Source organism: Streptococcus sp. 20925_1_24, from assembly GCF_041432335.1.
In the GTDB taxonomy this organism is placed as follows: Bacteria; Bacillota; Bacilli; order Lactobacillales; family Streptococcaceae; genus Streptococcus; species Streptococcus mitis_BM.
The window spans coordinates 28,345-52,629 of record NZ_JAPVZM010000011.1 but is presented as its reverse complement, the minus strand read 5'-3'; the positions used below and the strand labels follow the sequence as shown (position 1 = coordinate 52,629).

The following is a 24,285-nucleotide window of genomic DNA, read 5'->3' as shown; positions in this document are numbered from 1 at the left end:
ATATAAGTAAGGAGAACATCATGATTAACATTACTTTCCCAGATGGCGCTGTTCGTGAATTCGAATCTGGCGTTACTACTTTTGAAATTGCCCAATCTATCAGCAATTCCCTAGCTAAAAAGGCCTTGGCTGGTAAATTCAACGGCAAACTCATCGACACTACTCGTGCTATCACTGAAGACGGAAGCATCGAAATCGTGACACCTGATCACGAAGATGCCCTTCCAATCTTGCGTCACTCAGCAGCTCACTTGTTCGCCCAAGCAGCTCGTCGTCTTTTCCCAGACATTCACTTGGGAGTTGGCCCAGCCATCGAAGATGGTTTCTACTACGATACTGACAACACAGCTGGTCAAATCTCTAACGAAGACCTTCCTCGTATCGAAGAAGAAATGCAAAAAATTGTCAAAGAAAACTTCCCATCAATCCGTGAAGAAGTGACTAAAGACGAGGCTCGTGAAATTTTCAAGAACGACCCTTACAAATTAGAATTGATTGAAGAACACTCAGAAGACGAAGGCGGTTTGACTATCTATCGTCAGGGTGAATATGTAGACCTTTGCCGTGGCCCTCACGTCCCATCAACAGGCCGTATCCAAATCTTCCACCTTCTCCATGTAGCAGGTGCTTACTGGCGTGGAAATAGCGACAACGCTATGATGCAACGTATCTACGGTACAGCTTGGTTTGACAAGAAAGACTTGAAGAACTACCTTCAAATGCGTGAGGAAGCTAAGGAACGTGACCACCGTAAACTTGGTAAAGAGCTTGACCTCTTCATGATTTCACAAGAGGTTGGTCAAGGTTTGCCATTCTGGTTGCCAAATGGTGCGACTATTCGTCGTGAATTGGAACGCTACATCGTAGACAAAGAACTAGCTTCTGGCTACCAACACGTCTACACTCCACCACTTGCTTCTGTTGAGCTTTACAAGACTTCTGGTCATTGGGATCATTACCAAGAAGACATGTTCCCAACTATGGACATGGGTGACGGGGAAGAATTTGTCCTTCGTCCAATGAACTGCCCGCACCATATCCAAGTCTTCAAACACCATGTTCACTCATACCGTGAATTGCCAATCCGTATCGCCGAAATCGGTATGATGCACCGTTATGAAAAATCTGGTGCCCTAACTGGTCTTCAACGTGTACGTGAAATGTCACTCAACGACGGTCACCTCTTCGTTACTCCAGAACAAATCCAAGAAGAATTCCAGCGTGCCCTTCAGTTGATTATCGATGTTTATGAAGATTTCAACTTGACTGAATACCGCTTCCGCCTCTCTCTTCGTGACCCTCAAGATACTCACAAGTACTTTGATAACGATGAGATGTGGGAAAATGCTCAAACCATGCTTCGTGCAGCCCTTGATGAAATGGGCGTGGACTACTTTGAAGCCGAAGGTGAAGCAGCCTTCTACGGACCAAAATTGGATATCCAGGTTAAGACAGCTCTTGGAAAAGAAGAAACTCTTTCTACTATCCAACTTGACTTCTTGCTTCCAGAACGCTTCGACCTTAAATACATCGGAGCTGATGGCGAAGAGCACCGTCCAGTTATGATCCACCGTGGAGTTATCTCAACTATGGAACGCTTCACAGCTATCTTGATTGAGAACTACAAGGGTGCCTTCCCAACATGGCTTGCACCACACCAAGTAACCCTCATCCCAGTATCTAACGAAAAACACGTGGACTACGCTTGGGAAGTGGCTAAGAAACTCCGTGACCGTGGTGTCCGTGCAGATGTAGATGAGCGCAATGAAAAAATGCAGTTCAAGATCCGTGCGTCACAAACAAGCAAGATTCCTTACCAATTGATCGTTGGGGACAAGGAAATGGAAGACGGAACAGTCAACGTTCGTCGCTACGGCCAAAAAGAAACACAAACTGTCTCAGTTGATGACTTTGTTCAAGCTATCCTAGCTGATATCGCCAACAAATCACGCGTTGAGAAATAAGAGATGAAACCTGGGATAAAATCCTAGCTACCTAAAAAGCAACAACTATTTCAGCTGTTGCTTTTTATATTTTTACTCAATGAAAATCAAAAAGCAAACTAGGAAGCTAGCCGCAAGCTGTACTTGAGTACGGTAAGGCGACGCTGACGTGGTTTGAAGAGATTTTCGAAGAGTATTATTTAATCCGAGCTAGTAGTGATTGACCAAACCACCACACAAGATTTGCTTTCATGAGTTAGATAAGGTCAATAGCCTCAATCCTTGTCTGCTTCATTTTCTTTTACGAGATCTTTTTGTGAATCTTTTTCAGAGAGTTTTTGATCGATATACTTGTTAATGGTTTCATAAAATTCCTTGGTCGTCTCACCGTCTAATTTTGTCGAATTATGGACTTGATTGACTTTCAATTGAACAGATTGAATACCGTAAGAGGCTTGTTTTTGGTGGAGCATTTCTAACTCTTCTTCTGAAATCGGATCTCCAACAACCGTCAAGACCAATTCATTATTCCTTGACTTGTAGACTTGATTGATGACCGTATGATTGGCGAACTCTTTTCCTACAAACTGTTTGATTCCTTCTTTTCGCGCTTGCTCTATCGTCAGAGTGACTGCTGAATAACTAGCTGGAAGAATCAATAATACAATCAAGGATATCAAGCCAATTCTCATTTTAATATTTAGCTCTTTAAATGAACTTAAGGGAGATTTTCTCATCAAAATTCTTGTTCCAACAATGTTGATTAGCATGATAAAGACACAGTTAATCAAGAAAAGATAGAGAGCTCCAAATAAAAATCGTACATTTCCATTAGCTAAACCGTAACCTGCAGTACAGATAGGTGGCATCAGAGCTGTTGCAATAGCTACTCCTGGCACGATATTGTTTGCTTCTTTTTTCCTTGAACCAATGACGCCTGCTATCCCACCAGCAATAGCAATGAGAACATCCCAAATGGTTGGAGAAGTTCGTGCAATCAATTCGCTACTTTCATAAGATAAGGGAGAAATCCAGAAATACAGAGCCGAGACAAGCAAGCTAACCAATACTTGAGTAAATAAAACCTCTAGAGATTGCTTGATTAAACGCGTATCAAAAATAGCTAAACCGAATCCCAGTCCAACAATCGGTGTCATGAGAGGTGAAATTAACATGGCTCCAATAATAACAGCTGTTGAATTCATATTTAGACCGATAGAGGCAATAAAAATTGCACACATCAAAATCGCTGTATCTCTCAATCGAACATGAAGGTCATCGTATAATTTCTCACGGTATTCCCGTGTTGAATAATTGGCAGTCATTTGTCCTCTCCTCTTTCCTTATTTAAATCGGTATAATAATTAATAATAACAGCTGATAAACAGCCAAAAAATATGAGCCCATAAATCGTCAAGAAGACACTGGTAATCCTTCCAATCAAGGTCACAGCTAGGAGATCCCCGTAGCCGACAGTCGTCGAAGTCACAAAAGCATACCAAAGACCGTCTCCGTAATTTGTGATAGCAGGTTCAACTAGGAAAAGCACGCCTCCTGACCCAAAAACAAAGGTCACAAAACTCAGAGCAAACCGAGTAAAACCCGTAACCTGTATAATATGCCATAACATTTTTAAACGTCTCATTTGTTCTCCTTATTCATACTAGCTCCTGACCGAGCCGTTTTTTCCAATAATCAAAGTGAAGATAGGACATGATCTCCATCAGAGAAAGATAGACAAACTGATAGATCTGATTTAAGCTGATTATCAACTGATATTGTTTGAAAAATGACTGGAAGAAAGACCAGATATGACTGTCTTGAATCAGTCCCTTCTTAACATTATATCAAAAATTTTACAGTCTTTCTCTGAAGAAATCAATTAATTTAAAAGATAGAGAAAGGAAGAAATTTTTGTATCCTTATCCGAAGAAGAAAAACGATATCAGAAGAACCTTGATACTATGCGTTTTATTCTTTATAATTTAGCTATTTCAAAATTACAAGTTCTCCATTCTTAATTTCCCAAACTTGGTCAAACTTACTTAATAATTCGTTTTGGCGATGTAAAGTAACAATGACGGCACTTGGTAGTTCCAGAACTCTTTCCAATTCCATTTTAAACTGATTAGTATCCAAGGCAGAGAAAGGTTCGTCTAGGATAAGCAATGGATTTTTACGATTTTTCTCACGATTTAAATACATTCGTTGTTGCTGACCACCTGACAGGGATTGTGGTGGAATTTTTTCAAAATCTTCTTCTCTGAATTTTTCATTGAAACTATTGAATAGCGTTACATTATTTTCATAACTTGAAATAAATGTATGTTCTTGTTGCAGAATCATACCGAATCTTCCCCAAAGATGGTCCAAAACAAGCCCATCTAGCACAATTTGTCCTTCAAAATCTTCATCTGTTCCATTTAAAATGTTGAGAAGACTACTTTTTCCAGACCCATTCTTACCAATAAGCGCAATTTTATCCCCTTTTTGAATCGTAGCGGAAGTAATTATCAATTTTGATTCTCCCAGTTGTTTGGAAATATTTTTCAAAATAATCGTATCAAAAGAATGTTGAGGTGCTTGAACTGAAACGGGTCTCCCAACAATGTTTTGAAAACTCTTGATTACAGGCTTTACGGACTCTAACATTTGTAAATCATAAAGGATTTCCTGTATTGGTTCAGAAAAAGCATTAATATATCCGAAACTCGCCACCACCTCAGGAATACCGAGTTGCTGGTGAGATAGAGAGTAGGCTAAATAAATAAACAGAACAAGACTAATGAATTCAAAAGAAACACCTGTCAATAAGATGCCAGTAATTTTTGTCAAACCATACTTAAAATACTTATCCTGCAAATTCTTTAGAGAACTCTTTTGTTGATTCAAAAAATGCGACATAGTTAGTTTATTTACCAAATGATGTCCCATGAGCAAATCCTCCAAAGTTCGATAGTAATCTCCTTGTTTTTTCAAGTAAACCTGTCTGCGATTAGCGGTCAACTTCCCAACGATTTTAGGAATTTGAATACTAATTCCAGTAGAAAAGATTAAAATCAATGATACAATAGGATTAATTGTTCTGCTAATAATGAAAGCGTAAATGATGATACGTAAAATTTGTTTGATAAAACTCATCAATGGAGGAAGGTAATCCTTTTCCAACGAATCTAGGTCATTAGATTGATAGGAAATATACTCTGCTACTGTTTTCTGCTTGAAATCGTGGTGACTGAGTCCCAGAAGTGAACGAAACCACTCATTTTTCAAAGTAGTCGAAAAGATAATCCCCTGCTTCCAATCAAGTATCATTTGGATATAGTTACAACTCAAATAGCCTGCCACTGACATAGAGTACCCATATAGAGCTACTTGATAATCCCCTTTGATTAATGCCTGCGTGAAATACGGTAACAAAGCAGTGCAGATATTCGATATTGCACCAAAAAGAAAATTAAAGAAGAGATACCATCTAATAGTTTTAAGATATGGTAGCATATACGATACTCCTTGCTAATGCGTTTTTTTACATATCTCAGAACAATCTCTACTATTCCCTATTTCAGATAGTGCGATACTCGGACATTGAGTGCAATAATTGTAAATCACACAAGTACTGCCATTTTTACTATCATTCAAAATATAATTTGCTATTTTGTAAAATATAGGTCTATCCCATGTTTCTTTGATAGATGTAAAATGAATATTTCCAATACTTCTATTGAAAGTAAGCTTTTTCAGTTTTTCTAACGATTTAGGCTATTTCGTGATACACCCACAATCCGTGAAAATTCTGGTTATATCAGATTATGTGATTTTCGTAAGAATTTTATATTGTCTCCAATCATGGCAGTCTCCTTTTACTTGATAAAACTATTATCAACATTTAGAAATTAAAAACTGGTTCAAAATCAATAGAATGTTGTATTCGATACATTCAATAAATTCTTGGAAACAGTTCTACACCAGTTATACAAATCTATATACACCTATCTCATTCAAAATAAAAAGAAAGCTGCAGTTCTTTTAATCCTGTATCAACGATTCATTCTGAAATCGAATAGGAGACATTTCCCAAGTCTACAATTCACTTCATCTCAAATTAATTTTTGTAATTCACCCTTAGTTTATAGATTTTATACTCAACAAAAGTATAAAGCATACAAAACTTCACTTTGAACCAGTATTTATACTATATTCCGTATTAAAAATTCTATTATTGATTTTGTAAAAAACAGTCTTCAAATATCCTGAAATATAGCAAAAAGAGATTGGGTAAAAACTCATTGTCTCTTCTCACTCAAGGACTAAGTTCACTTGAGCAAACTGAATCCGCACTGTTGTTCCTTTTCCAACCTCAGACTCGATACGAATCTGGTGCCCCAGTTCTTCAGAAATTTTCTTAGATAGATAGAGGCCAAGTCCAGATGACTGCTGGGTTAGGCGTCCATTATATCCTGAGAAACCACGTTCAAAGACTCGGAGGACATCACTGTTTTTTATCCCGATTCCCGTATCCTTGATACAAAGCTCTTGCCCGTCCATATAAATCTCCAGACCACCTTCCTTGGTGTACTTGAGACTGTTTGAGATGATTTGCTCAATAACCACTAGCAGCCACTTTTTATCCGTCACGATTTCTTTATCAAGGTCATGTAGATTGACATTTAGGCCTTTTTGAATAAAGAAAAGAGCATATTTACGAATTATTTCCTTAACCAGATCCTCAATTTGAACCTGCTTTAAGACCAAATCATCATGAAAACTTTCTAAACGCAGGTACTGTAAAACTAGATTGGTATAGGAATCAATCTTGAAAATTTCCTGTTCTAATTGCTGCTTCAGTTGGCGGTCGGCTACTTCTGCAACTAAGAGTTGACTAGCTGCAATGGGGGTCTTAATCTGATGGGCCCACAAGGTATAGTAATCCAGCAAATCCGTCAGTTTTCTTTCTGAATCTGATCTCTGCTGATAAAGTTCCATCTCACGCGCTTCTAATTTTTCTGCTAAGGCTCTTTCCAAAGGAGACTGAGCTTCCCTCTCACCATAGAGAAGTTCCTGACGATAGACCTGCATTTCTACCAATATGTCCCAAGTGAAAAATAAGATGGTTACAAAGCAACACAAGAGGAAAAAGTAGAGAAAGTAAATTCCCAAACTGGCAAATAAAAACTGAAAGAGTAAGAGCAGAAACGTCAAAGAAATCAGATAGACAAACAGACGACTACGGGAACGCAGATAGGCTAGAAAAAATTGTTTCCAATCAAGCATGCTTCAGTCCGTACCCTATCCCTTTCTTGGTCTCGATAAATCCTACCAAGCCCTGCTCTTCCAACTTTTTACGCAATCGAGCCACATTGACAGAGAGCGTATTATCATCAATAAAAAAGTCGCTGTTCCAAAGTTCCCGCATGAGGTCGTCACGCGCTACAATATTGCCCGCATGCTCAAATAAAACGCGTAAAATCTGGAATTCGTTCTTGGTCAAATTCAAGACTTGCCCTTGATAATGTAAATCCATTGATTTGGTATTGAGGATAACACCGGCATATTCCAGTAAACTCTCGTCACGCCCAAACTCATAGGAACGACGCAACAAGCCCTGAACCTTGGCTAAAAGAACCTGCTGGTCAAAAGGCTTGGTCACAAAGTCATCCGCCCCCATATTGATTGCCATGACAATATCCATAGCCTGGTCTCTCGAAGACAGAAACATGATGGGGACCTTGGAAATCTTGCGAATCTCCTGACACCAGTGATAGCCATTAAATAAGGGCAAGCCAATATCCATAAGGACCAGATGAGGTTCCGATTGGACAAAAAGGCTCAAAACTTCCATAAAGTCTTCTACCAGAACCACTTCAAATCCCCATTCAGAGAGCATTTTTCCGACTTGTTGACGAATGACCTGATCATCTTCTACTAATAAAATCTTGTGCATCTGATTCTCCTTTGCTAATTTTAGGAGTCTTAAATCCTTTAGTATAAATAGAGGGCTTAGTATCTAATACTTTTTTGACATTTCCTTGTCACAACAGATAGTGAATAACCCCATTGATATCATACCTTATTTTCAGACATAGTGCCAGCACTACCCATTTATTTTTAATTTTTTCAACCCTCATTTCAGTTCTTTTATACATCCCCTTAACCAAAATTTATATCTATTCTTCCAAACCTTGAGTGTAGTTAAAACGACACTCTATACTCTTCTAACATTGAAAAGCTCCTTATCAAGTGGTATCCGTAAAAAGTTCTAGCTTTCAGATTGACAATCTGAAAAAGATTTGTTAAGATATGAATGAACAATATTTAATATTCATTCAAAAAAGAGGTGAATCAAATTGGACAAAAAACAGACTTTGAAATCCGCAGCTTATGAAGTTTTTTCAAAAAAAGGATACAAGGCGACAGGAATTTCAGAAATTGCTAGACAAGCTCATATGGCAGTCGGATCTTTTTATAACTATTACGAAAGTAAAGAAGCTATTTTTTTAGATATCTATATTGATGAAAACAACCGTGTTCGCCAAACTATGATCGAAGAACTGGATTGGGAAATTGATATGATTGATCTTATTAGTCAACTCTTTGCTCAATCCAGAGCACTCGTTTCTTCCAATAAAATCCTTGCAGAATGGTACAATCCTGCCATAGCAGATGAGTTGCATAGCTACTATTCCTCAGAAGAAGGGAAAGTCACGAATCCATTTCATCAATTTCTCGTGAAAACCTTTACTCATCGTTTGCAGGCTGAAGGCCATTCTCCAGAAAAAATTCAAGATATTTTACAAGTTTACAACCTATTTTACTACATGGATATGCATATCACAGAAAATGATTTTCCAGATATTAGCAAAACTGTAGAAATACTAGCAACCAACTTCATTAAAGGAATACTGAAATAAAGAAATCTTTTCTTTATTTTTTGGAAATTATTGAATGAAAAAAAATATTATTCATTCATGGAAAATTACTACACTATAGGAGTTAAAAATGAAACGAGGGAAAAAAATGTTCATAATTATTCTAACTACACTTGGAGTGCTCGGCTTTATATCTTGGGGAATCATTACCTATCTTGGACGAAGTCAAACTTTATCGATAAAATCCATTGAAAATCCCAGCGGAGATTTGTATTTAGTTCACATCACAAAACCAAAAAATCAAATATGGAAAGCTGGCTCCTATGCTCAGTTTAAGCTTCCTGACAGCTCGTTTGGTCCAGACAAAAGTCCAGTAAAGGAGGATCAGGCTAGCCGATGGCTAACCCTTGCTTCCACTCCTGATGAGGATGAAATTCTTATTGTAACCCATAATAGTGGTAGCGTGTTTAAGGAAACCTTAACACATTTACCAGCTGGTAGTAAAATTGAGATGAGTTGGCTGGAGTCATCTTTATCTGTTAAAGACAATGACCAAGCACTGGTTTGTTTTGCCTCTGATGTCGGTATTTCTACTCTACGTCCAGTTGTGAAAGAGTGGGCTGGTAAGCGCTCCATCATTCTTAATCATTTAGACAAAGGAGTAAACATTTTTGATAATGAGTTAAGAGAGCTTAGTAAGAATAATCCGAATCTAACTTATAAAACTAGCGAAACCTTTTCTCAAAGCCAAGCATTTTTAAAAAATGCGGTTGTGAAATACGGTAACCAAGCTATTTATCTCTTAACCGGCCAACCTGATGATATAAATGAGATGAAGAATTTCTTAAAAGAGAATGGGATTGACGCCAAACAGATACAAACAAGTATGTTTAGAGGTTTGAAATAAAAGCAAACTGTCTTCTATGTGTCTGAATCATACCATTATAGGTCAGTATGTAGAGAGCTCGTACAAACCAACTAGTAAATTATATGTGATTGTGATAAGATAAATAAATAGAAAGGAGCTCTTATGACCAATATTTTTGACTATCTGAAAGATGTCACACACGATTCCTTTTACGACCTTCCTTTGAATGAGTTAGATATTCTAGCCTTAACAGAAATCACCTACCTCTCCTTTGATAATTTGGTCTCCGCAAGTCCTCAGCGACTTTTAGACCTGGCACCTCAGGTCCCAAGAGAATCTAACATGTTGACCAGCAAAAATCGCCTCCAGCTATTAGATGAACTAGCTCAACACAAGCGCTTCAAAAATTGCAAACTCTCCCATTTTATTAACGACATCGACCCTGAGCTGCAAAAGCAATTTGCTGCTATGACCTACCGCCTCACTCTTGATACCTATCTGATTGTCTTTCGTGGGACAGATGACAGTATCATTGGCTGGAAGGAAGATTTCCACCTGACCTATATGAAGGAAATTCCTGCTCAAAAGCACGCCCTTCGCTATTTAAAGAACTTTCTTGTCCAACATCCTAAGCAAAAGGTCATTCTGGCCGGGCATTCCAAGGGAGGAAATCTAGCCATCTATGCTGCTAGTCAAATTGAGCAAAGCTTACAAAATCAAATCACAGCAGTTTATACCTTTGATGCGCCTGGTCTCCACAAAGAACTGACACAAACCGAGGGCTATCAAAGGATAATGGAGAGAACCAAGGTCTTCATCCCTCAAGGATCCATTATCGGTATGATGATGGAAATTCCTAACCGCCAAATCATCGTGCACAGTACTGCCTTAGGTGGTATCGCCCAGCACGATACCTTTAGTTGGCTGATTGAGGACAAGCACTTCGTCCAACTAGATAAAACCAACAGTGATAGCCAACAAGTTGACACAACCTTCAAGGAGTGGGTGGCCACAGTCCCTGACGAGGAACTCCAGCTCTACTTCGACCTCTTCTTTGGCACCATTCTAGATGCTGGGATTAGCTCCATCAATGACCTGTCTTCCTTAAAGGCGCTCGAACACATTCGTCATCTCTTTATCCAAGCGCAATCCCTCACTCCAGAAGAAAGGGAAACTATGGGACGTCTTACCCAATTATTGATTGATACCCGTTACCAAGCCTGGAAGAATAGATAATACTCTTGAAAATTAAATGTATACAAAACAAAAGACCTAGAATACATACTTTCATGTGCATTCTAAGTCTTTTTAAATAAAATCTAACTACCAAATAACCCCTTTATAGGCTATCAAAATGAGGACTGATAGCAGGACATAAAAAGCAAGGAAAAGCCATTTCATCTTGACACAGAGCGCTACGTACTCCCGAATAAAAGCAGATGGTATGTAGTAGCCTGCCGTCCTACATCCGAGGCCATCTCCCTTCATTTTTAACTTACGAGCATAGGTACTTGTTCTAAAGACATGATAATCATTTGTTACAAAGAGGAATTGAGGTTTGGCTACCAGTTTCTCACCAAGTTCCTTAGAAAAGAGAAGGTTCTCGTAGGTAGTCCTTGATTGATCCTCCAGAATAATCGCATCTTGGGGAACATCTGTCTCTTCAAGAAGATAGTTTGTAATGGCCTGCGCTTCAGAAATCTTTTCATCTCCTCCTTGACCACCACTGGCAATAATTTTTATGTTAGAATTTTTAGACTTGTAGTAAGCTTCTACTGCCTTATCAATTCTCCTCTTTAGCAAAGGTGTTACCTTTTCTCCGTCTAACAAACCTGCACCGTGAATGATAATAAAATCATAATGCTTCTTCTTAGGAATAAAGAGATACAAGATAGAGTACAGCATAAAACCCGTAAAAGCAAAGCCAAAAATAAAATAAGAGTAGAAAATGAATACAAATAAAATGTTTAGAAAGTGATTGGTGTAAAATAATTCATTTTGACCTCCCAATCGAAATGAAATCAAGGCAAAAAATACCAAAATGACTATTCCAAGGAGCATGGAGAGATAATTGGCCTTTGAACGTCCCTCTCGCTTCAACAAAATGACCCCATTATAGATTAAAAAGATACCACTCAGAAAAAGCAAAAAAGGAAGTAAAATAAAGGGAAATATAAAAAAAGCGAAATGAATCTTCTCATACCCATTTTGATAAAAAAGGTAGCCTAGATAAAAATAACTGGAAATGAGGGATAATAAGAATAATACTGGATTCCACAAACTTCTATTATCCTTCCAAAATGACACTATAAAGGCTAATACAATTCCTATAACGAGATACATTTCTTCCTCCTTTTATGAGTTCATTCTATCATAATTATCCAAAGAAAAAAAGAGGGCACCTATCCCTCTCAATCCTTCATCTGACTCTCTGCATCTGCCACGACCTGTTCTAGACTGGTCTGACCAAGTTCAGCCTCCATAGCCAGCTGGATTCTCTCCAATTTTTGATCTAAAACATCATGAATATGAGCTCCAACTGGGCAATTTGGATTTGGATTGTCATGGAAACTGAAGAGTTGGCCTGTCTTACCAAGACATTCGACCGCTTGATAAACATCTAAAAGACTAATGTCTTTGAGATCCTTAACAATCTCTGTTCCCCCTGTTCCGCGCGCTACTGAAATCAGTTCAGCCTTCTTCAACTGGGACAAGGTTTTTCTGATAATGACTGGATTGACCCCAACACTAGCAGCCAGAAAATCACTGGTCACCTTGCTTTCCTTCCCCTTGAGGGCAATGATTATCAGCATATGAGTCGCAATGGTAAATCTACTTGGAATTTGCATCCTCTTCTCCTTTTTGCGAGGCATCTCTGCCTCTACTCTTCTTTTTCTTTTATTATACCCTTTTTAGTTGTAATGTCAATCGTTACCACTTTTCAACCAGGCATCTAACTCCCTATCGTAGCCCTTTTTCTGGGCCAATTCTCTCAGAAATTCCTGATGATGAGTATGGTGGATACCATTGACCAGACTTTCATAATAAACCTCAAAATAGGGAAGTTTCAGATCTTTAGCCAACTGCAATTCAGCTGCCACATCGTAGTCTACCCGTCGGAAGTCCATATCTACCAAGCCCTTGTCATCAAACTCTAAAATCATATACTGGGCCCGCAAGTCCTTCCGCAACTGGGCATCCAAAAAGAAAGGTTGCCCAATCGAACCCGGATTAACAATCAATTGTCCACCAGTCCCGTAACGAAGCAACTGCTGGTGAATATGACCATAAACAGCAATATCACAAGGGGGATTGGTCACCAAGCGGTCAAAATCCTCTTGCGCTCCAGTATGAATCAACTCTCGCCCCCAGTTCTTATCAGGAAGATGGTGGCTAATTCCCACCGTCAAATCCCCAAACTGACGATGAAGCTGGAGAGGTTGATTGTGGAGCAGTTCAATTTCTTCTAGGGAAATTTCCTCTAAAACATACTGGCACTGGCGCAAGAGATAGCGTTGACTGGGACGAGTACTATCCAATTCCTTACGGACACCATGCCACAAACTATCTTCCCAGTTTCCCAAAACTCTAGCTGTAATCGGTAGTTGAGCCAACAAGTCCAAAATCCTTCTACGCCCTGTCCCTGGCATGAGAATGTCTCCCAAAAGCCAGTATTCATCCACTCCTAGCTGCCGAGCATCTGCCAAAACAGCCTCCAAGGCGGTGGTATTTCCATGAATATCTGAAAGAAGAGCTATTTTCGTCATATCCATCTCCTCGTTTTTTCTCTTGCAATAAGTATAACATAAAAAGTCACAGCTAGAGAAATCTAGCTTTTTTTGATATACTAGATAAAGATATTAGACAAGAGGAAGCGAATGACCCCGAATAAAGAAGACTATCTAAAATGTATTTATGAAATCGGCATAGACCTGCATAAAATTACCAACAAGGAAATTGCTGCCCGCATGCAAGTCTCTCCCCCTGCCGTAACTGAAATGATTAAACGGATGAAGAGTGAAAATCTCATCCTCAAGGACAAGGAATGTGGCTATCTACTGACTGACCTCGGCCTCAAACTGGTCTCTGAGCTCTACCGTAAACATCGCTTGATTGAAGTTTTTCTAGTTCATCATTTAGACTATACGAGTGACCAGATTCACGAGGAAGCCGAGGTATTGGAACATACTGTCTCTGACCTCTTCGTGGAAAGACTGGATAAATTGCTTGGATTTCCCAAGACCTGCCCTCACGGAGGAACCATTCCTGCCAAGGGAGAACTCCTAGTTGAAATCAATAACCTCCCACTAGCTGACATCAAGGAAGCTGGCTCCTACCGCCTGACTCGGGTGCATGATAGTTTTGACATTCTCCATTATCTGGACAAGCACTCACTTCACATCGGTGATCAGCTCCAAGTCAAGCAGTTTGATGGCTTCAGCAACACCTTCACTATCCTTAGTAAAGACGAGGACTTACAAGTAAGTATGGACATTGCAAAACAACTCTATGTCGAGAAAATCAACTAATTTCTCCAATCCCCTACCAACCCTGAAAGTTTGATTTTCAGGGTTTTCTTATCTATTTTTTATATCAAAAATAGCATAAAAATCTAGTTATCCGCATAAAAACTGGACTTATCACACTTTATCAAGGTCAAAACCACTCAATTTACTACTAATTTACTACTTATGAATGAGCTTTGATACGACGATTTATCCTTGAAAAGTGAAGATATAAAGATACTTCCAATAAAATTTGAATATTTAATAGGTAGACACTTCAAAAAATGAGGTGTCTATTTTTTTACCCGATTTTGAAAGGAAGTGAACTTATGAAAACAAAAAATCAAGAATCAAAAGGTCGTTCCCCACTCTTTAAGACCATCAAACATTCATTCAGCCAATAAAAAAGAAAGGATAGGTAAAAATATGGAACTTAAATTTGTGATTCCCAACATGGAAAAAACATTCGGCAATTTAGAATTTGCTGGCGAGGATAAAGTCGTTCAGCGAAGAATCAACGGACGGCTAACTGTCTTATCAAGAAGCTATAATCTCTATTCTGATGTTCAAAGAGCAGATGATATTGTGGTGGTGCTTCCTGCTGAAGCTGGCGAAAAACATTTCGGCTTTGAGGAACGTGTGAAGTTAGTCAATCCACGTATTACCGCAGAGGGCTACAAAATCGGCACTCGTGGTTTTACAAATTACCTTTTACATGCTGACGACATGATAAAAGAATAAAGAAAGAGAGGAAAAATGATGAGATTAGCAAATGGCATTGTATTAGATAAAGACACGACTTTTGGAGAATTGAAATTCTCTGCTCTACGTCGTGAAGTGAGAATCCAAAATGAAGACGGGTCGGTTTCAGATGAAATCAAGGAACGTACCTATGACTTAAAATCCAAAGGACAAGGACGCATGATTCAAGTAAGTATTCCTGCCAGCGTGCCTTTGAAAGAGTTTGATTATAACGCACGGGTGGAACTTATCAATCCCATTGCGGACACCGTTGCTACTGCCACCTATCAAGGAGCAGATGTTGACTGGTATATCAAGGCAGACGATATTGTGCTGACAAAGGATTCTAGTTCATTCAAAGCTCAACCACAAGCAAAGAAAGAACCGACACAAGACAAATAGTCGCTAGGTAGAAAGGAGACTTTTTCGCATGAAACAGCGTGGTAAAAGGATTCGCCCATCTGGTAAAGATTTAGTCTTTCATTTTACGATAGCGTCACTCCTGCCTGTTTTCCTGCTGGTTGTCGGACTGTTTCATGTGAAGACAATCCAGCAGATCAACTGGCAGGATTTTAACCTATCACAAGCAGATAAGATTGACATTCCCTATTTAATTATCAGTTTCAGTGTCGCAATTCTTATCTGCTTGCTGGTAGCGTTTGTATTCAAACGGGTTCGCTATGATACGGTTAAACAACTTTACCACCGTCAAAAACTGGCAAAGATGATACTTGAAAACAAGTGGTATGAATCTGAACAGGTCAAAACAGAGGGTTTCTTTAAAGATAGTGCTGGTCGTACAAAGGAAAAGATAACCTACTTCCCTAAAATGTATTATCGACTTAAAAATGGCTTGATACAGATACGGGTGGAAATCACGCTGGGAAAATATCAAGACCAACTCTTACACTTAGAAAAGAAATTAGAGAGTGGCTTGTACTGTGAGCTGACGGATAAAGAGTTAAAGGATTCCTATGTGGAATATACTTTGCTCTATGACACCATAGCCAGTCGTATTTCTATTGATGAAGTAGAAGCTAAAGATGGTAAACTTCGCTTAATGAAAAACGTATGGTGGGAATATGATAAGCTCCCTCATATGTTGATTGCTGGTGGTACAGGTGGCGGTAAAACTTACTTTATACTGACACTGATTGAAGCCTTGCTTCATACAGATTCAAAACTGTATATTCTTGACCCGAAAAATGCTGACCTTGCGGACTTAGGTTCTGTGATGGCAAATGTCTACTATAGAAAAGAAGACTTGCTTTCTTGCATTGAAACATTCTATGAAGAAATGATGAAACGTAGTGAGGAAATGAAGCAGATGAAGAACTATAAGACTGGCAAAAATTATGCTTACTTAGGTCTCCCGGCACACTTCTTAATCTTTGATGAATACGTCGCTTTCATGGAAATGCTGGGAACAAAAGAAAACACCGCAGTTATGAATAAGCTGAAACAGATTGTCATGTTAGGTCGTCAAGCTGGCTTCTTTCTAATACTGGCTTGTCAACGTCCAGACGCAAAATATTTAGGCGACGGAATCCGTGATCAGTTTAATTTCAGAGTGGCTTTAGGTCGTATGTCTGAAATGGGCTATGGCATGATGTTTGGCAGTGACGTACAAAAGGATTTCTTCTTAAAGCGAATCAAAGGTCGTGGCTATGTTGATGTAGGAACAAGTGTCATATCAGAGTTTTATACTCCCCTTGTACCAAAAGGATATGATTTCTTGGAGGAAATTAAAAAGTTATCCAACAGCAGACAGTCCACGCAGGCGACGTGCGAAGCGGAAGTCGCAGGTGTGGACTGATCTTGCTGGCTGGTGTGGCAATAGCCACGCCAGCACTTAACCCCCCGTATCTAATTCCGAGAAACTATTTGAAATAAAAAAGAATGCTGATAAATCAACATTCTCTAACTGTATTTTTTTATGAAGATATTAACTTTTGTCTGTTTAGCTACCAAAAGGCTACCAATAAATTTGAATTATTTTTAATATGATTTTTAGTAATATACATTATTACTGAGTTTCAATCTTTTTAACAATAGCATAAGGTTATTGTTAAAAAGGTTTACCTCGACAAACTAAAAGATATTATTTAGTTTATAATCGTATTATTTTATTCGCTATATCTTCTACAAACCTCTTATCGTGTTCCACAAATATGAGTGTAGGATTTGCTTCTTTTATAATTTCCTCAATCTGTATTCTTGATATTACATCTAAATAATTCAGTGGTTCGTCCCAAATAAATATATGAGCTGACTTTGACAAACTTACAGCAATTAAAACTTTCTTTTTTTGTCCATCGCTATAGTTCTTCATATCTATTTCAAATAATTCTCTTGCAAAATCTAATTTTCTAAGAATTGTTTTGCACAATGTTTCATCAACACCTTGCTTATGAATATACTCGTTTAGGCTACCTGTTAAATTGGATGTATCTTGAGGAACATATGATATTTTTAAATTACTTGCTAATTTTACATCACCTGAATACTCGTGATTTAGACCTAATAAAATTTTAATCAAGGTTGATTTCCCGCTACCATTCCCCCCATTTATAGCCACTATATCACCTTGCTTTATATCAAAACTTACATTGCTTAATATCTGTCTTTCTCCATAGTATGATGATAAATTGTTAACCGATATTAGCGGATTTTTATGGTGATGTAAGGGACGCAACAATAGACTTTCCTTCGTTTCAATATCTTTTAGTAAATTTTGTTTTTCTTCTATTGCCTTATTTTGTCTATTCTGCAAATTCTTAGATTTTTTCATCATCTTAGCTGACTGATGACCTATATGTCCCTTATCTGGTTTTACGCCTGAAACTTTCACACCGTTTTTTGTATTTTCAACTTTATCAGACCAGATTTGACTTTGTCTTGCAGCTTCTTTTAATCGTTTAATATCTTTTCTTAATTTCTCATTCTGACTAATTTCAAATTGGTCTTTCATCAATTTATTTTCATACCACGATGTAAAATTTCCTGATTGGACATCAATAGAATTCCTGTTAATAGAAACAACATGATTGATACAACCATCTAAGAAATCTCTATCATGAGATATAAGCAAAAAACCTTTTTTATTTTTCAGATATTCACTGACAATTTTTCTTCCGTCCATATCTAAATGGTTTGTTGGTTCATCTATAAGTAAAAAACCATCTTCTCTTGTAAACAAAATAGCTAAGAGGATTTTTGTTTGTTCTCCTTTGGAAAGTGTTTCAAACTTTCTGTAAACAAGACTCTCATCTACATTTAGCAAATTAAGTTCTCTAAATAATTTCCATTCTTCCTCATCTGAAATCAGTTCTTTATATAACTCAATTACCAATTTTGAAGTATCACTTAAATCAGGTGGAAATTTAATAAAGTCAACACTTTTGCTGATTTTCCCCGTATAAACTTCTTGGTTTAGCAGTAGCTTAAATAGTGTTGATTTTCCAATTCCATTTCTTCCTATCAGCCCTGTTTTCCAGTTCGTATCAAATGAAAATGATACATTTTCAAATACAGGTTTGACATAGCCATAATATGAAAAAGTTAGGTTTTCAATTTTAATTGTTGACATAAAAACACCCCCTCAAATTCAGATTTGAGTATTTCTTTTTCCAAACTTACAATATATTCTTTCAAGTTGCCTCGCCTCCTCATAAAATATCTATTTTCCTACAACGCTTTAATCTTCTCATTTATCAATTCAATAAACAGATTGGAGCAAATCAAGCCAAAATGACTGACTGTCTTGTCTTTCATTGCCACGGTTTTCCCAGCGTTTAATAAATCCTTTAGCTTGCTTTTTTTGCTCCCGGATATTATTCACTTTGTGCTCTCCAACTACCACATTATTTTGATTTATTTATGTAATAAATCCTTTAAAGTTTTAATAATTTTGTTTTTATCTGCTTCTGTCAATTCATATTCTCTCAATAAACTAACAATTTCTTCTAGTCCGTCATCACGTCCTTTTAAAATCTCAAAAGACGTACCAAAGATTTCAGCTAATTTTTCTACTGTTTCATCTTTCGGATTTCTCCCTCCATTTTCCCACCTAGCATATTGGGCTTGAGCTACACCTAACTTTTCAGCAACTTCTGATTGAGTAAGTCCCACTTTAAGACGGGCTTTTTTTATATTATCTTTCAACATTTTAAAATTCCTTTCGCTTTTCTATTGACCTATAACCAAAATGGTTGTATCATAGTTATATAACCATTTTGGTTATATAACTAAAAGATATACATTGTAGGTAATACCAGTCCGCTTATGAATATGAAAAAACACTCCAGAAAGCTCTGCAAAGCATTCTGAGGCTTTCGTTTAAAACCAATTTGATTATACCAAAATTGTAATAAAAAGTCCATAAGAAGCGAAATATGGCTAGTCTAAGGATATTATGGCTTCTATACAGTAAATGTCAGAGAAATTGGCAATACTTACTTCTACCATTCGCCTAGTTTGGAGATTGTGAGACAAGAGCAAGGGCGCAAGCCGAAGGCAATGCGCCCGAAGCACGCAGTTCTCTCAATCTCTAAGAAAAAGCTGGCGTTTCTAACAGCCAGCAAACAGATACACTTAAGGCAACGTCCTAAGTAACGTGTCGTCAGCAAAACTCAATAGTAACATTGACCTACGCATTTAGCAATTATAGAAAGGAGGCGTTACAGATGAAAAATAACCTTCAAGCACTACGAGAATATCAAAGTCGAGTAGATTTATCAGAACTAGAAAAATCTATTTATATCAGTATTGACCGACTAACAGTAATCCTTGATAGAGAAAACTGTTCACTAAGACGTATATTTTGGGAATTAAGAAATTCTATCGATTCTATTATTCAAGAATTTAGCATTCAAGCAAATCTAAGAGAAGATTATTTTACACTTTATAAAATGATAAATGAGGATAGTATTAATCTAATTTTCTTCCAATTATCAACCTATGGTGGTTATCAAGTCATACGTTTAGACTTTAACCCAAACTCGCTTAAAGAATTTGGAGGTCTTCAAGTATGGAGACAGATTATGAATTATGCTCGATTAAATGGATTAGATGTTAGACTATCACGTTTAGACCTTGCTTTTGATATCTTTAACAGACCAGAAATAGTCTTTTTACAACATATCAAAGGTGGAGTTAGTCATAAAATATTCTATGGTAGAGGAGGAAACATAGAAAGTAAATACTGGGGTGCTAGTGGTAGTAATGTTCAAGTACGTTTATACGATAAGAACATAGAGGTATTAAGTCATAAAAGAGCCGATAAATTGAATATCGAGAGTAAACCTTTTTGGTGGCGGTTGGAGTTTCAACTTAGAACAAAGGCTATAAACGCAGAAACCATTTCAGAGATTTCTAAACGATTAGAGAATTTTAGTTTTTTTAGTCTTTCAAGTGTTCCAGATGATAGCAAGGCATTTGCTTATATCTTTCTCCATGCACCAGCTCTTTTACCCGAATTATTTCCCTATCTAAAACCTAACACTATAAGAGTCAAAAAAACTAGGCTTAGAAAACACCTAAAAGCATTTGATAGTAACTCATTTTCTTTAGAGCTTCAAGATGCACTTAAAAAACAAACACCACGATTAAACAATGAATTAAAACAATTAATAGGCGAATTCATTGAACTTACTAGTAAAGGAGAAGATATTTTATGAACGATAAACTCACTATGACAGTACAAGATATTATGGACTTAGGGTTCTCAAAATGGACTGCTTATAATATTTTACGACAAGCAAAACACATTATGGTTGAACGTGGTTTCGATTTCTATAACAATAAAGGGCTCGGAACCGTTCCCGTATCAGTTGTATCAGAAATTCTTGGATTGGAGGAACTACATGTCAAAAACTAGATATACTGGTGTTACTAGAGACGATAAAACTGGGAAATATACTTATTATTTTAAAGCTGGAGTTGACCTAGCTACTGGTAAACCATATCAAGAACGCAGACGTGGTTTTGAAACCGCAAAAGAAGCCTTTGAGGCACGAACAAGGGCTTTAAATAAAGTGCATCAAAAAGGTGGAATTAAGCACACTCAGTGGACGTTTAAACAATTTATGGACGAAGTATTTATACCAAACTATTATGCTACTACAAGTCCAGACCTCGAACGAAGACGTCAAATTATATTTGATGAATTTATTCAATATTTTGGTAAGAAAAAACCTAGAGAAATTACAACTTATGATGTAATAAATTATAGAAATAGTTTATTAGAAAAATATTCAAATTCATACGCAAGAAACAAAATGGCATTACTTAATCAAGTTTTGAAAACCGCAAAAAAGTATGGGTTAATTTTCCATGAAATACCTACAAGTAATATCAGTCCTATTCCAATAACAAAAAAACATATCGACTTTTGGACAAAAGATGAATTTCAAAAAGTAATACAATCCCTTGATAAAGAGAGTTATTTTGAGCATTTTATTTATACACTCCTTTGGCTTTATTATTTTACGGGAATGCGTGTAAATGAGGCGACTGCTCTTTATTGGGAAGATGTGGACTTTGAAAAGAAAACACTAGCAATCAATCACAACTTACAGTATATAAATCGTGAAAACTGGGAGCGCCGTAACAAGCTAAAAACTGAAAGCTCTCGGCGTACTATTGGACTCGATGATAATACTTTAAAGGTTCTTAAGGAGTGGAAAGAAAGACAAGAAAAAGTCGATAAAATACCATTCATTCTGTCGCCCGACGGAGTTCCATATCGTAAACGTAGTATTAGAGACCAAATTTTAAAATACTCTAAACGTGCTGGTGTTAAATACATTCAACCAAAAGGTTTGAGACACTCCCACGCATCTTTGCTTATTAATGAATATAATGTAAATGCCCTATATATCCAAAGACGATTAGGCCATTCTGATGTCAAAACAACACTTAGCATTTATAGTCATTTATACCCCAACGCAGATACCGAACTAACTGATAAACTCAATCTCATATCAAATGATTTTATTGATTAAGTCTACTTAGCTACCAAAAGAGCTACCAAAAAATAGAAAAGTATCTAAAAAGCCTTATTTTAAAGGGCTTTTTTTGAATTTTTCCCACTATTTCTAACAGGGGGGTACAAATCGACAGGAAACAGTCAAAAAAACATTAGAAAATCCTTTGGTTACAAGGGATTTACAAAATTTCAGCGTATGTCAAATGGGCTTTAAAAGTTGACATACGCCTTTTTGATTGGAGGGATTTTTACTGAATGAACAAACTTGGTTACAGCATTTAAAAGAAAAACGCTTGGCTTATGGACTATCTCAAAACCGTTTAGCTGTTGCGACTGGTATTACAAGGCAGTATCTAAGCGATATTGAAACAGGAAAAGTCAAGCCATCAGAGGATTTACAGCAGTCCCTTTGGGAAGCTCTGGAACGCTTCAATCCCGACGCTCCCCTTGAAATGCTGTTTGATTATGTAAGGATTCGCTTTCCGACAACAGACGTACAGCAGGTGGTCGAAAACATCTTACAACTGAAACTGTCCTATTTTCTTCATGAGGACTATGGTTTCTATTCTTATTCAGAGCATTATGCTTTAGGCGACATATTCGTCCTTTGCTCCCATGAACTGGACAAAGGAGTTCTGGTGGAATTGAAAGGTCGTGGGTGCAGACAATTTGAAAGCTATCTTCTGGCACAACAAAGAAGCTGGTATGAGTTCTTTATGGACGTTTTGGTGGCTGGCGGTGTGATGAAACGCCTTGACCTTGCCATTAACGATAAGACAGGGATTTTGAATATCCCTGTACTCACTGAAAAGTGCCAACAGGAAGAATGTATCTCCGTCTTCCGCAGTTTTAAAAGCTATCGCAGTGGCGAACTGGTACGCAAAGAGGAAAAGGAATGTATGGGAAACACCCTCTATATCGGTTCATTACAAAGTGAAGTTTATTTCTGTATCTATGAAAAGGACTACGAGCAGTACAAGAAAAATGATATTCCCATTGAAGACGCAGAAGTAAAAAACCGTTTTGAGATTCGATTGAAAAATGAGCGTGCCTATTATGCAGTCCGTGATTTACTCGTCTATGACAATCCAGAGCATACCGCCTTTAAAATTATCAATCGGTATATCCGTTTTGTAGATAAAGACGATTCCAAACCTCGTTCTGATTGGAAACTGAATGAAGAATGGGCTTGGTTTATTGGGAACAATCGTGAACGATTAAAACTAACCACAAAACCAGAGCCTTACTCCTTCCAAAGGACGCTGAACTGGCTATCTCATCAAGTTGCCCCGACCTTAAAGGTTGCGATTAAACTTGATGAAATCAACCAGACGCAGGTTGTAAAAGACATTCTCGACCATGCGAAACTGACAGACCGACACAAGCAGATTTTGAAGCAACAGTCAGTAAAAGAACAGGACGTGATAACAACAAAAAAATAACTCAAATACAAATTCATTGAATATAGAGAGGAGAACATTTTTATGAATTTTGGATAAAACCTTTATAACTGGTTTCTATCAAACGCTCAATCACTGGTGCTTTTAGCAATCGTTGTGATTGGCTTGTATCTTGGCTTCAAGCGTGAGTTTAGCAAACTGATTGGCTTTTTAATTATTGCGATTATTGCGGTTGGCTTAGTCTTCAACGCTGCTGGAGTAAAAGACATTTTACTAGAGCTATTCAATCGCATTATTGGTGCTTAAATAAAACCGTTCTTTTGTGGAATATAAGTGGTTTTCTTATGTTCCGCAAAGGAATGGTACACCAAACGAAGTGCGGTAGGGATTTTTGAATCTCTACAAAGAAAGGACGTGAATATATGGACGATATGCAAGTCTATATTGCGAATTTAGGCAAATACAATGAGGGCGAATTGGTCGGTGCGTGGTTTACCTTTCCCATTGACTTTGAGGAAGTCAAAGAGAAAATCGGCTTGAATGATGAATATGAGGAATACGCCATTCATGACTACGAGTTACCCTTTACGGTTGACGAATACACTTCCATTGGCGAACTCAATCGACTATGGGAAATGGTATCGGAATTACCCGAAGAATTACAATCGGAGCTATCTGCTCTGCTCACTCATTTTTCAAGCATTGAAGAACTAAGCGAACATCAAGAGGATATTATCATTCATTCCGATTGTGATGATATGTATGACGTGGCACGCTACTACATTGAAGAAACGGGTGCTTTAGGCGAAGTACCAGCTAGTCTTCAAAACTATATTGATTATCAAGCCTATGGTCGGGATTTAGACCTTTCAGGAACGTTTATCTCAACCAATCATGGGATTTTTGAAATCGTCTATTAAATCTGTCGGTACATTACTACTGGCAGATTTTCTATTTTACGGGGTGGCTCA

The 24,285-nt window shown here is 37.6% G+C and carries 24 protein-coding genes and 1 pseudogene; 15 read left to right on the top strand and 10 right to left on the bottom strand.

The features are described from left to right. The first annotated feature begins 20 nt into the window (after positions 1 to 20). Positions 21 to 1,964 carry a threonine--tRNA ligase gene (gene thrS / locus O3650_RS06820; RefSeq protein WP_000608345.1) on the top strand — a complete coding sequence of 648 codons (1,944 nt, stop codon included), beginning with the start codon at positions 21 to 23 and terminating at the stop codon, positions 1,962 to 1,964. Between the two features lie 254 nt (positions 1,965 to 2,218). Here the strand turns inward: thrS and O3650_RS06815 are convergent, their stop codons facing one another. The 5 genes from O3650_RS06815 to O3650_RS06795 all read right to left on the bottom strand — a co-directional run bounded on the left by O3650_RS06815 (position 2,219) and on the right by O3650_RS06795 (position 7,887). Beyond that, positions 2,219 to 3,268, bottom strand: coding sequence for a DUF389 domain-containing protein (locus tag O3650_RS06815; protein WP_203176393.1), 1,050 nt, complete (start codon positions 3,266 to 3,268; stop codon positions 2,219 to 2,221). Continuing rightward, positions 3,265 to 3,588 (bottom strand): potassium channel family protein, encoded by a 324-nt coding sequence (locus O3650_RS06810; RefSeq protein WP_001253404.1) that lies wholly within the window; start codon positions 3,586 to 3,588, stop codon positions 3,265 to 3,267. The genes O3650_RS06815 and O3650_RS06810 overlap by 4 nt, the downstream gene beginning before the upstream one ends. A gap of 344 nt (positions 3,589 to 3,932) precedes the next feature. Beyond that, entirely contained in the window at positions 3,933 to 5,444 is a 1,512-nt protein-coding gene (locus O3650_RS06805) for an ABC transporter ATP-binding protein (RefSeq protein WP_203176392.1), read from the bottom strand. A gap of 798 nt (positions 5,445 to 6,242) precedes the next feature. Then, positions 6,243 to 7,217 carry a HAMP domain-containing histidine kinase gene (locus O3650_RS06800; protein WP_371491820.1) on the bottom strand — a complete coding sequence of 325 codons (975 nt, stop codon included), beginning with the start codon at positions 7,215 to 7,217 and terminating at the stop codon, positions 6,243 to 6,245. After that, positions 7,210 to 7,887, bottom strand: coding sequence for a response regulator transcription factor (locus O3650_RS06795; protein WP_000548991.1), 678 nt, complete (start codon positions 7,885 to 7,887; stop codon positions 7,210 to 7,212). The genes O3650_RS06800 and O3650_RS06795 overlap by 8 nt, the downstream gene beginning before the upstream one ends. A 397-nt stretch (positions 7,888 to 8,284) precedes the next feature. Here O3650_RS06795 and O3650_RS06790 point away from each other — a divergent pair, with 397 nt between their 5' ends. The 3 genes from O3650_RS06790 (at position 8,285) to O3650_RS06780 (ending at position 10,916) form a co-directional block, all read left to right on the top strand. Beyond that, positions 8,285 to 8,854, top strand: a complete 570-nt coding sequence (locus O3650_RS06790) for a TetR/AcrR family transcriptional regulator (RefSeq protein ID WP_141562089.1) — start codon at positions 8,285 to 8,287, stop codon at positions 8,852 to 8,854. 88 nt (positions 8,855 to 8,942) lie between these two features. Beyond that, positions 8,943 to 9,719, top strand: a complete 777-nt coding sequence (locus O3650_RS06785; protein ID WP_173304979.1) for a ferredoxin reductase — start codon at positions 8,943 to 8,945, stop codon at positions 9,717 to 9,719. A 123-nt stretch (positions 9,720 to 9,842) separates the two neighbouring features. Next, positions 9,843 to 10,916, top strand: coding sequence for a DUF2974 domain-containing protein (locus O3650_RS06780; RefSeq protein WP_261083416.1), 1,074 nt, complete (start codon positions 9,843 to 9,845; stop codon positions 10,914 to 10,916). 87 nt (positions 10,917 to 11,003) lie between these two features. On the opposite strand, the gene O3650_RS06775 is transcribed toward O3650_RS06780, so the two are convergent. The 3 genes from O3650_RS06775 to O3650_RS06765 form a co-directional block, all read right to left on the bottom strand. Further along, positions 11,004 to 12,023 carry a YdcF family protein gene (locus O3650_RS06775; protein WP_261083414.1) on the bottom strand — a complete coding sequence of 340 codons (1,020 nt, stop codon included), beginning with the start codon at positions 12,021 to 12,023 and terminating at the stop codon, positions 11,004 to 11,006. Positions 12,024 to 12,091: 68 nt separating this feature from the next. Beyond that, positions 12,092 to 12,529 (bottom strand): Rrf2 family transcriptional regulator, encoded by a 438-nt coding sequence (locus O3650_RS06770; RefSeq protein ID WP_001166795.1) that lies wholly within the window; start codon positions 12,527 to 12,529, stop codon positions 12,092 to 12,094. 75 nt (positions 12,530 to 12,604) lie between these two features. Beyond that, positions 12,605 to 13,447, bottom strand: coding sequence for a metallophosphoesterase (locus O3650_RS06765; protein ID WP_219967033.1), 843 nt, complete (start codon positions 13,445 to 13,447; stop codon positions 12,605 to 12,607). A 111-nt stretch (positions 13,448 to 13,558) separates the two neighbouring features. Between O3650_RS06765 and O3650_RS06760 the strand changes: the two genes are divergently transcribed. The 4 genes from O3650_RS06760 to O3650_RS06745 all read left to right on the top strand — a co-directional run bounded on the left by O3650_RS06760 (position 13,559) and on the right by O3650_RS06745 (position 16,742). Next, positions 13,559 to 14,209 carry a metal-dependent transcriptional regulator gene (locus O3650_RS06760; protein ID WP_000188509.1) on the top strand — a complete coding sequence of 217 codons (651 nt, stop codon included), beginning with the start codon at positions 13,559 to 13,561 and terminating at the stop codon, positions 14,207 to 14,209. A gap of 402 nt (positions 14,210 to 14,611) precedes the next feature. Then, positions 14,612 to 14,926 carry a YdcP family protein gene (locus O3650_RS06755; RefSeq protein WP_000420682.1) on the top strand — a complete coding sequence of 105 codons (315 nt, stop codon included), beginning with the start codon at positions 14,612 to 14,614 and terminating at the stop codon, positions 14,924 to 14,926. 15 nt (positions 14,927 to 14,941) lie between these two features. After that, complete coding sequence (locus O3650_RS06750; RefSeq protein WP_000985015.1) at positions 14,942 to 15,328, top strand: YdcP family protein; 387 nt, start codon at positions 14,942 to 14,944, stop codon at positions 15,326 to 15,328. Positions 15,329 to 15,356: 28 nt separating this feature from the next. Further along, the gene (locus O3650_RS06745) at positions 15,357 to 16,742 is read left to right on the top strand and encodes an FtsK/SpoIIIE domain-containing protein (RefSeq protein WP_000813488.1); all 1,386 of its coding nucleotides are present in this window, start codon (positions 15,357 to 15,359) and stop codon (positions 16,740 to 16,742) included. 294 nt (positions 16,743 to 17,036) lie between these two features. Here the strand turns inward: O3650_RS06745 and lsa(C) are convergent, their stop codons facing one another. Both lsa(C) and O3650_RS06735 read right to left on the bottom strand, forming a co-directional pair. Next, entirely contained in the window at positions 17,037 to 18,515 is a 1,479-nt protein-coding gene (gene lsa(C) / locus O3650_RS06740) for an ABC-F type ribosomal protection protein Lsa(C) (RefSeq protein WP_049510752.1), read from the bottom strand. A gap of 284 nt (positions 18,516 to 18,799) precedes the next feature. After that, positions 18,800 to 19,093, bottom strand: a complete 294-nt coding sequence (locus tag O3650_RS06735; protein ID WP_017771665.1) for a helix-turn-helix transcriptional regulator — start codon at positions 19,091 to 19,093, stop codon at positions 18,800 to 18,802. Between the two features lie 518 nt (positions 19,094 to 19,611). Here O3650_RS06735 and O3650_RS06730 point away from each other — a divergent pair. The 7 genes and pseudogenes from O3650_RS06730 to O3650_RS06700 all read left to right on the top strand — a co-directional run bounded on the left by O3650_RS06730 (position 19,612) and on the right by O3650_RS06700 (position 24,234). Beyond that, entirely contained in the window at positions 19,612 to 20,604 is a 993-nt protein-coding gene (locus tag O3650_RS06730) for a replication initiation protein (RefSeq protein WP_017771664.1), read from the top strand. After that, positions 20,601 to 20,804: a DUF3173 domain-containing protein gene (locus O3650_RS06725; RefSeq protein WP_017771663.1), complete on the top strand. Its 204-nt coding sequence runs from the start codon at positions 20,601 to 20,603 to the stop codon at positions 20,802 to 20,804. Before O3650_RS06730 ends, O3650_RS06725 begins: the two co-directional genes overlap by 4 nt. Further along, on the top strand, positions 20,791 to 21,930 hold the full coding sequence (locus O3650_RS06720) for a site-specific integrase (protein WP_017771662.1): 1,140 nt from the start codon (positions 20,791 to 20,793) through the stop codon (positions 21,928 to 21,930). Before O3650_RS06725 ends, O3650_RS06720 begins: the two co-directional genes overlap by 14 nt. Before the next feature lie 84 nt (positions 21,931 to 22,014). Continuing rightward, positions 22,015 to 22,128, top strand: a pseudogene (locus O3650_RS06715) (conjugal transfer protein); the annotation flags it as partial. Positions 22,129 to 22,150: 22 nt separating this feature from the next. After that, positions 22,151 to 23,356 (top strand): MobT family relaxase, encoded by a 1,206-nt coding sequence (gene mobT, locus O3650_RS06710; protein ID WP_000398284.1) that lies wholly within the window; start codon positions 22,151 to 22,153, stop codon positions 23,354 to 23,356. Positions 23,357 to 23,452: 96 nt separating this feature from the next. Further along, a complete protein-coding gene (locus tag O3650_RS06705; protein WP_002286942.1) occupies positions 23,453 to 23,620 on the top strand; it encodes a hypothetical protein in 168 nt (55 codons plus the stop codon). Between the two features lie 116 nt (positions 23,621 to 23,736). Continuing rightward, on the top strand, positions 23,737 to 24,234 hold the full coding sequence (locus O3650_RS06700; protein WP_000342539.1) for an antirestriction protein ArdA: 498 nt from the start codon (positions 23,737 to 23,739) through the stop codon (positions 24,232 to 24,234). Positions 24,235 to 24,285: the final 51 nt, after the last annotated feature.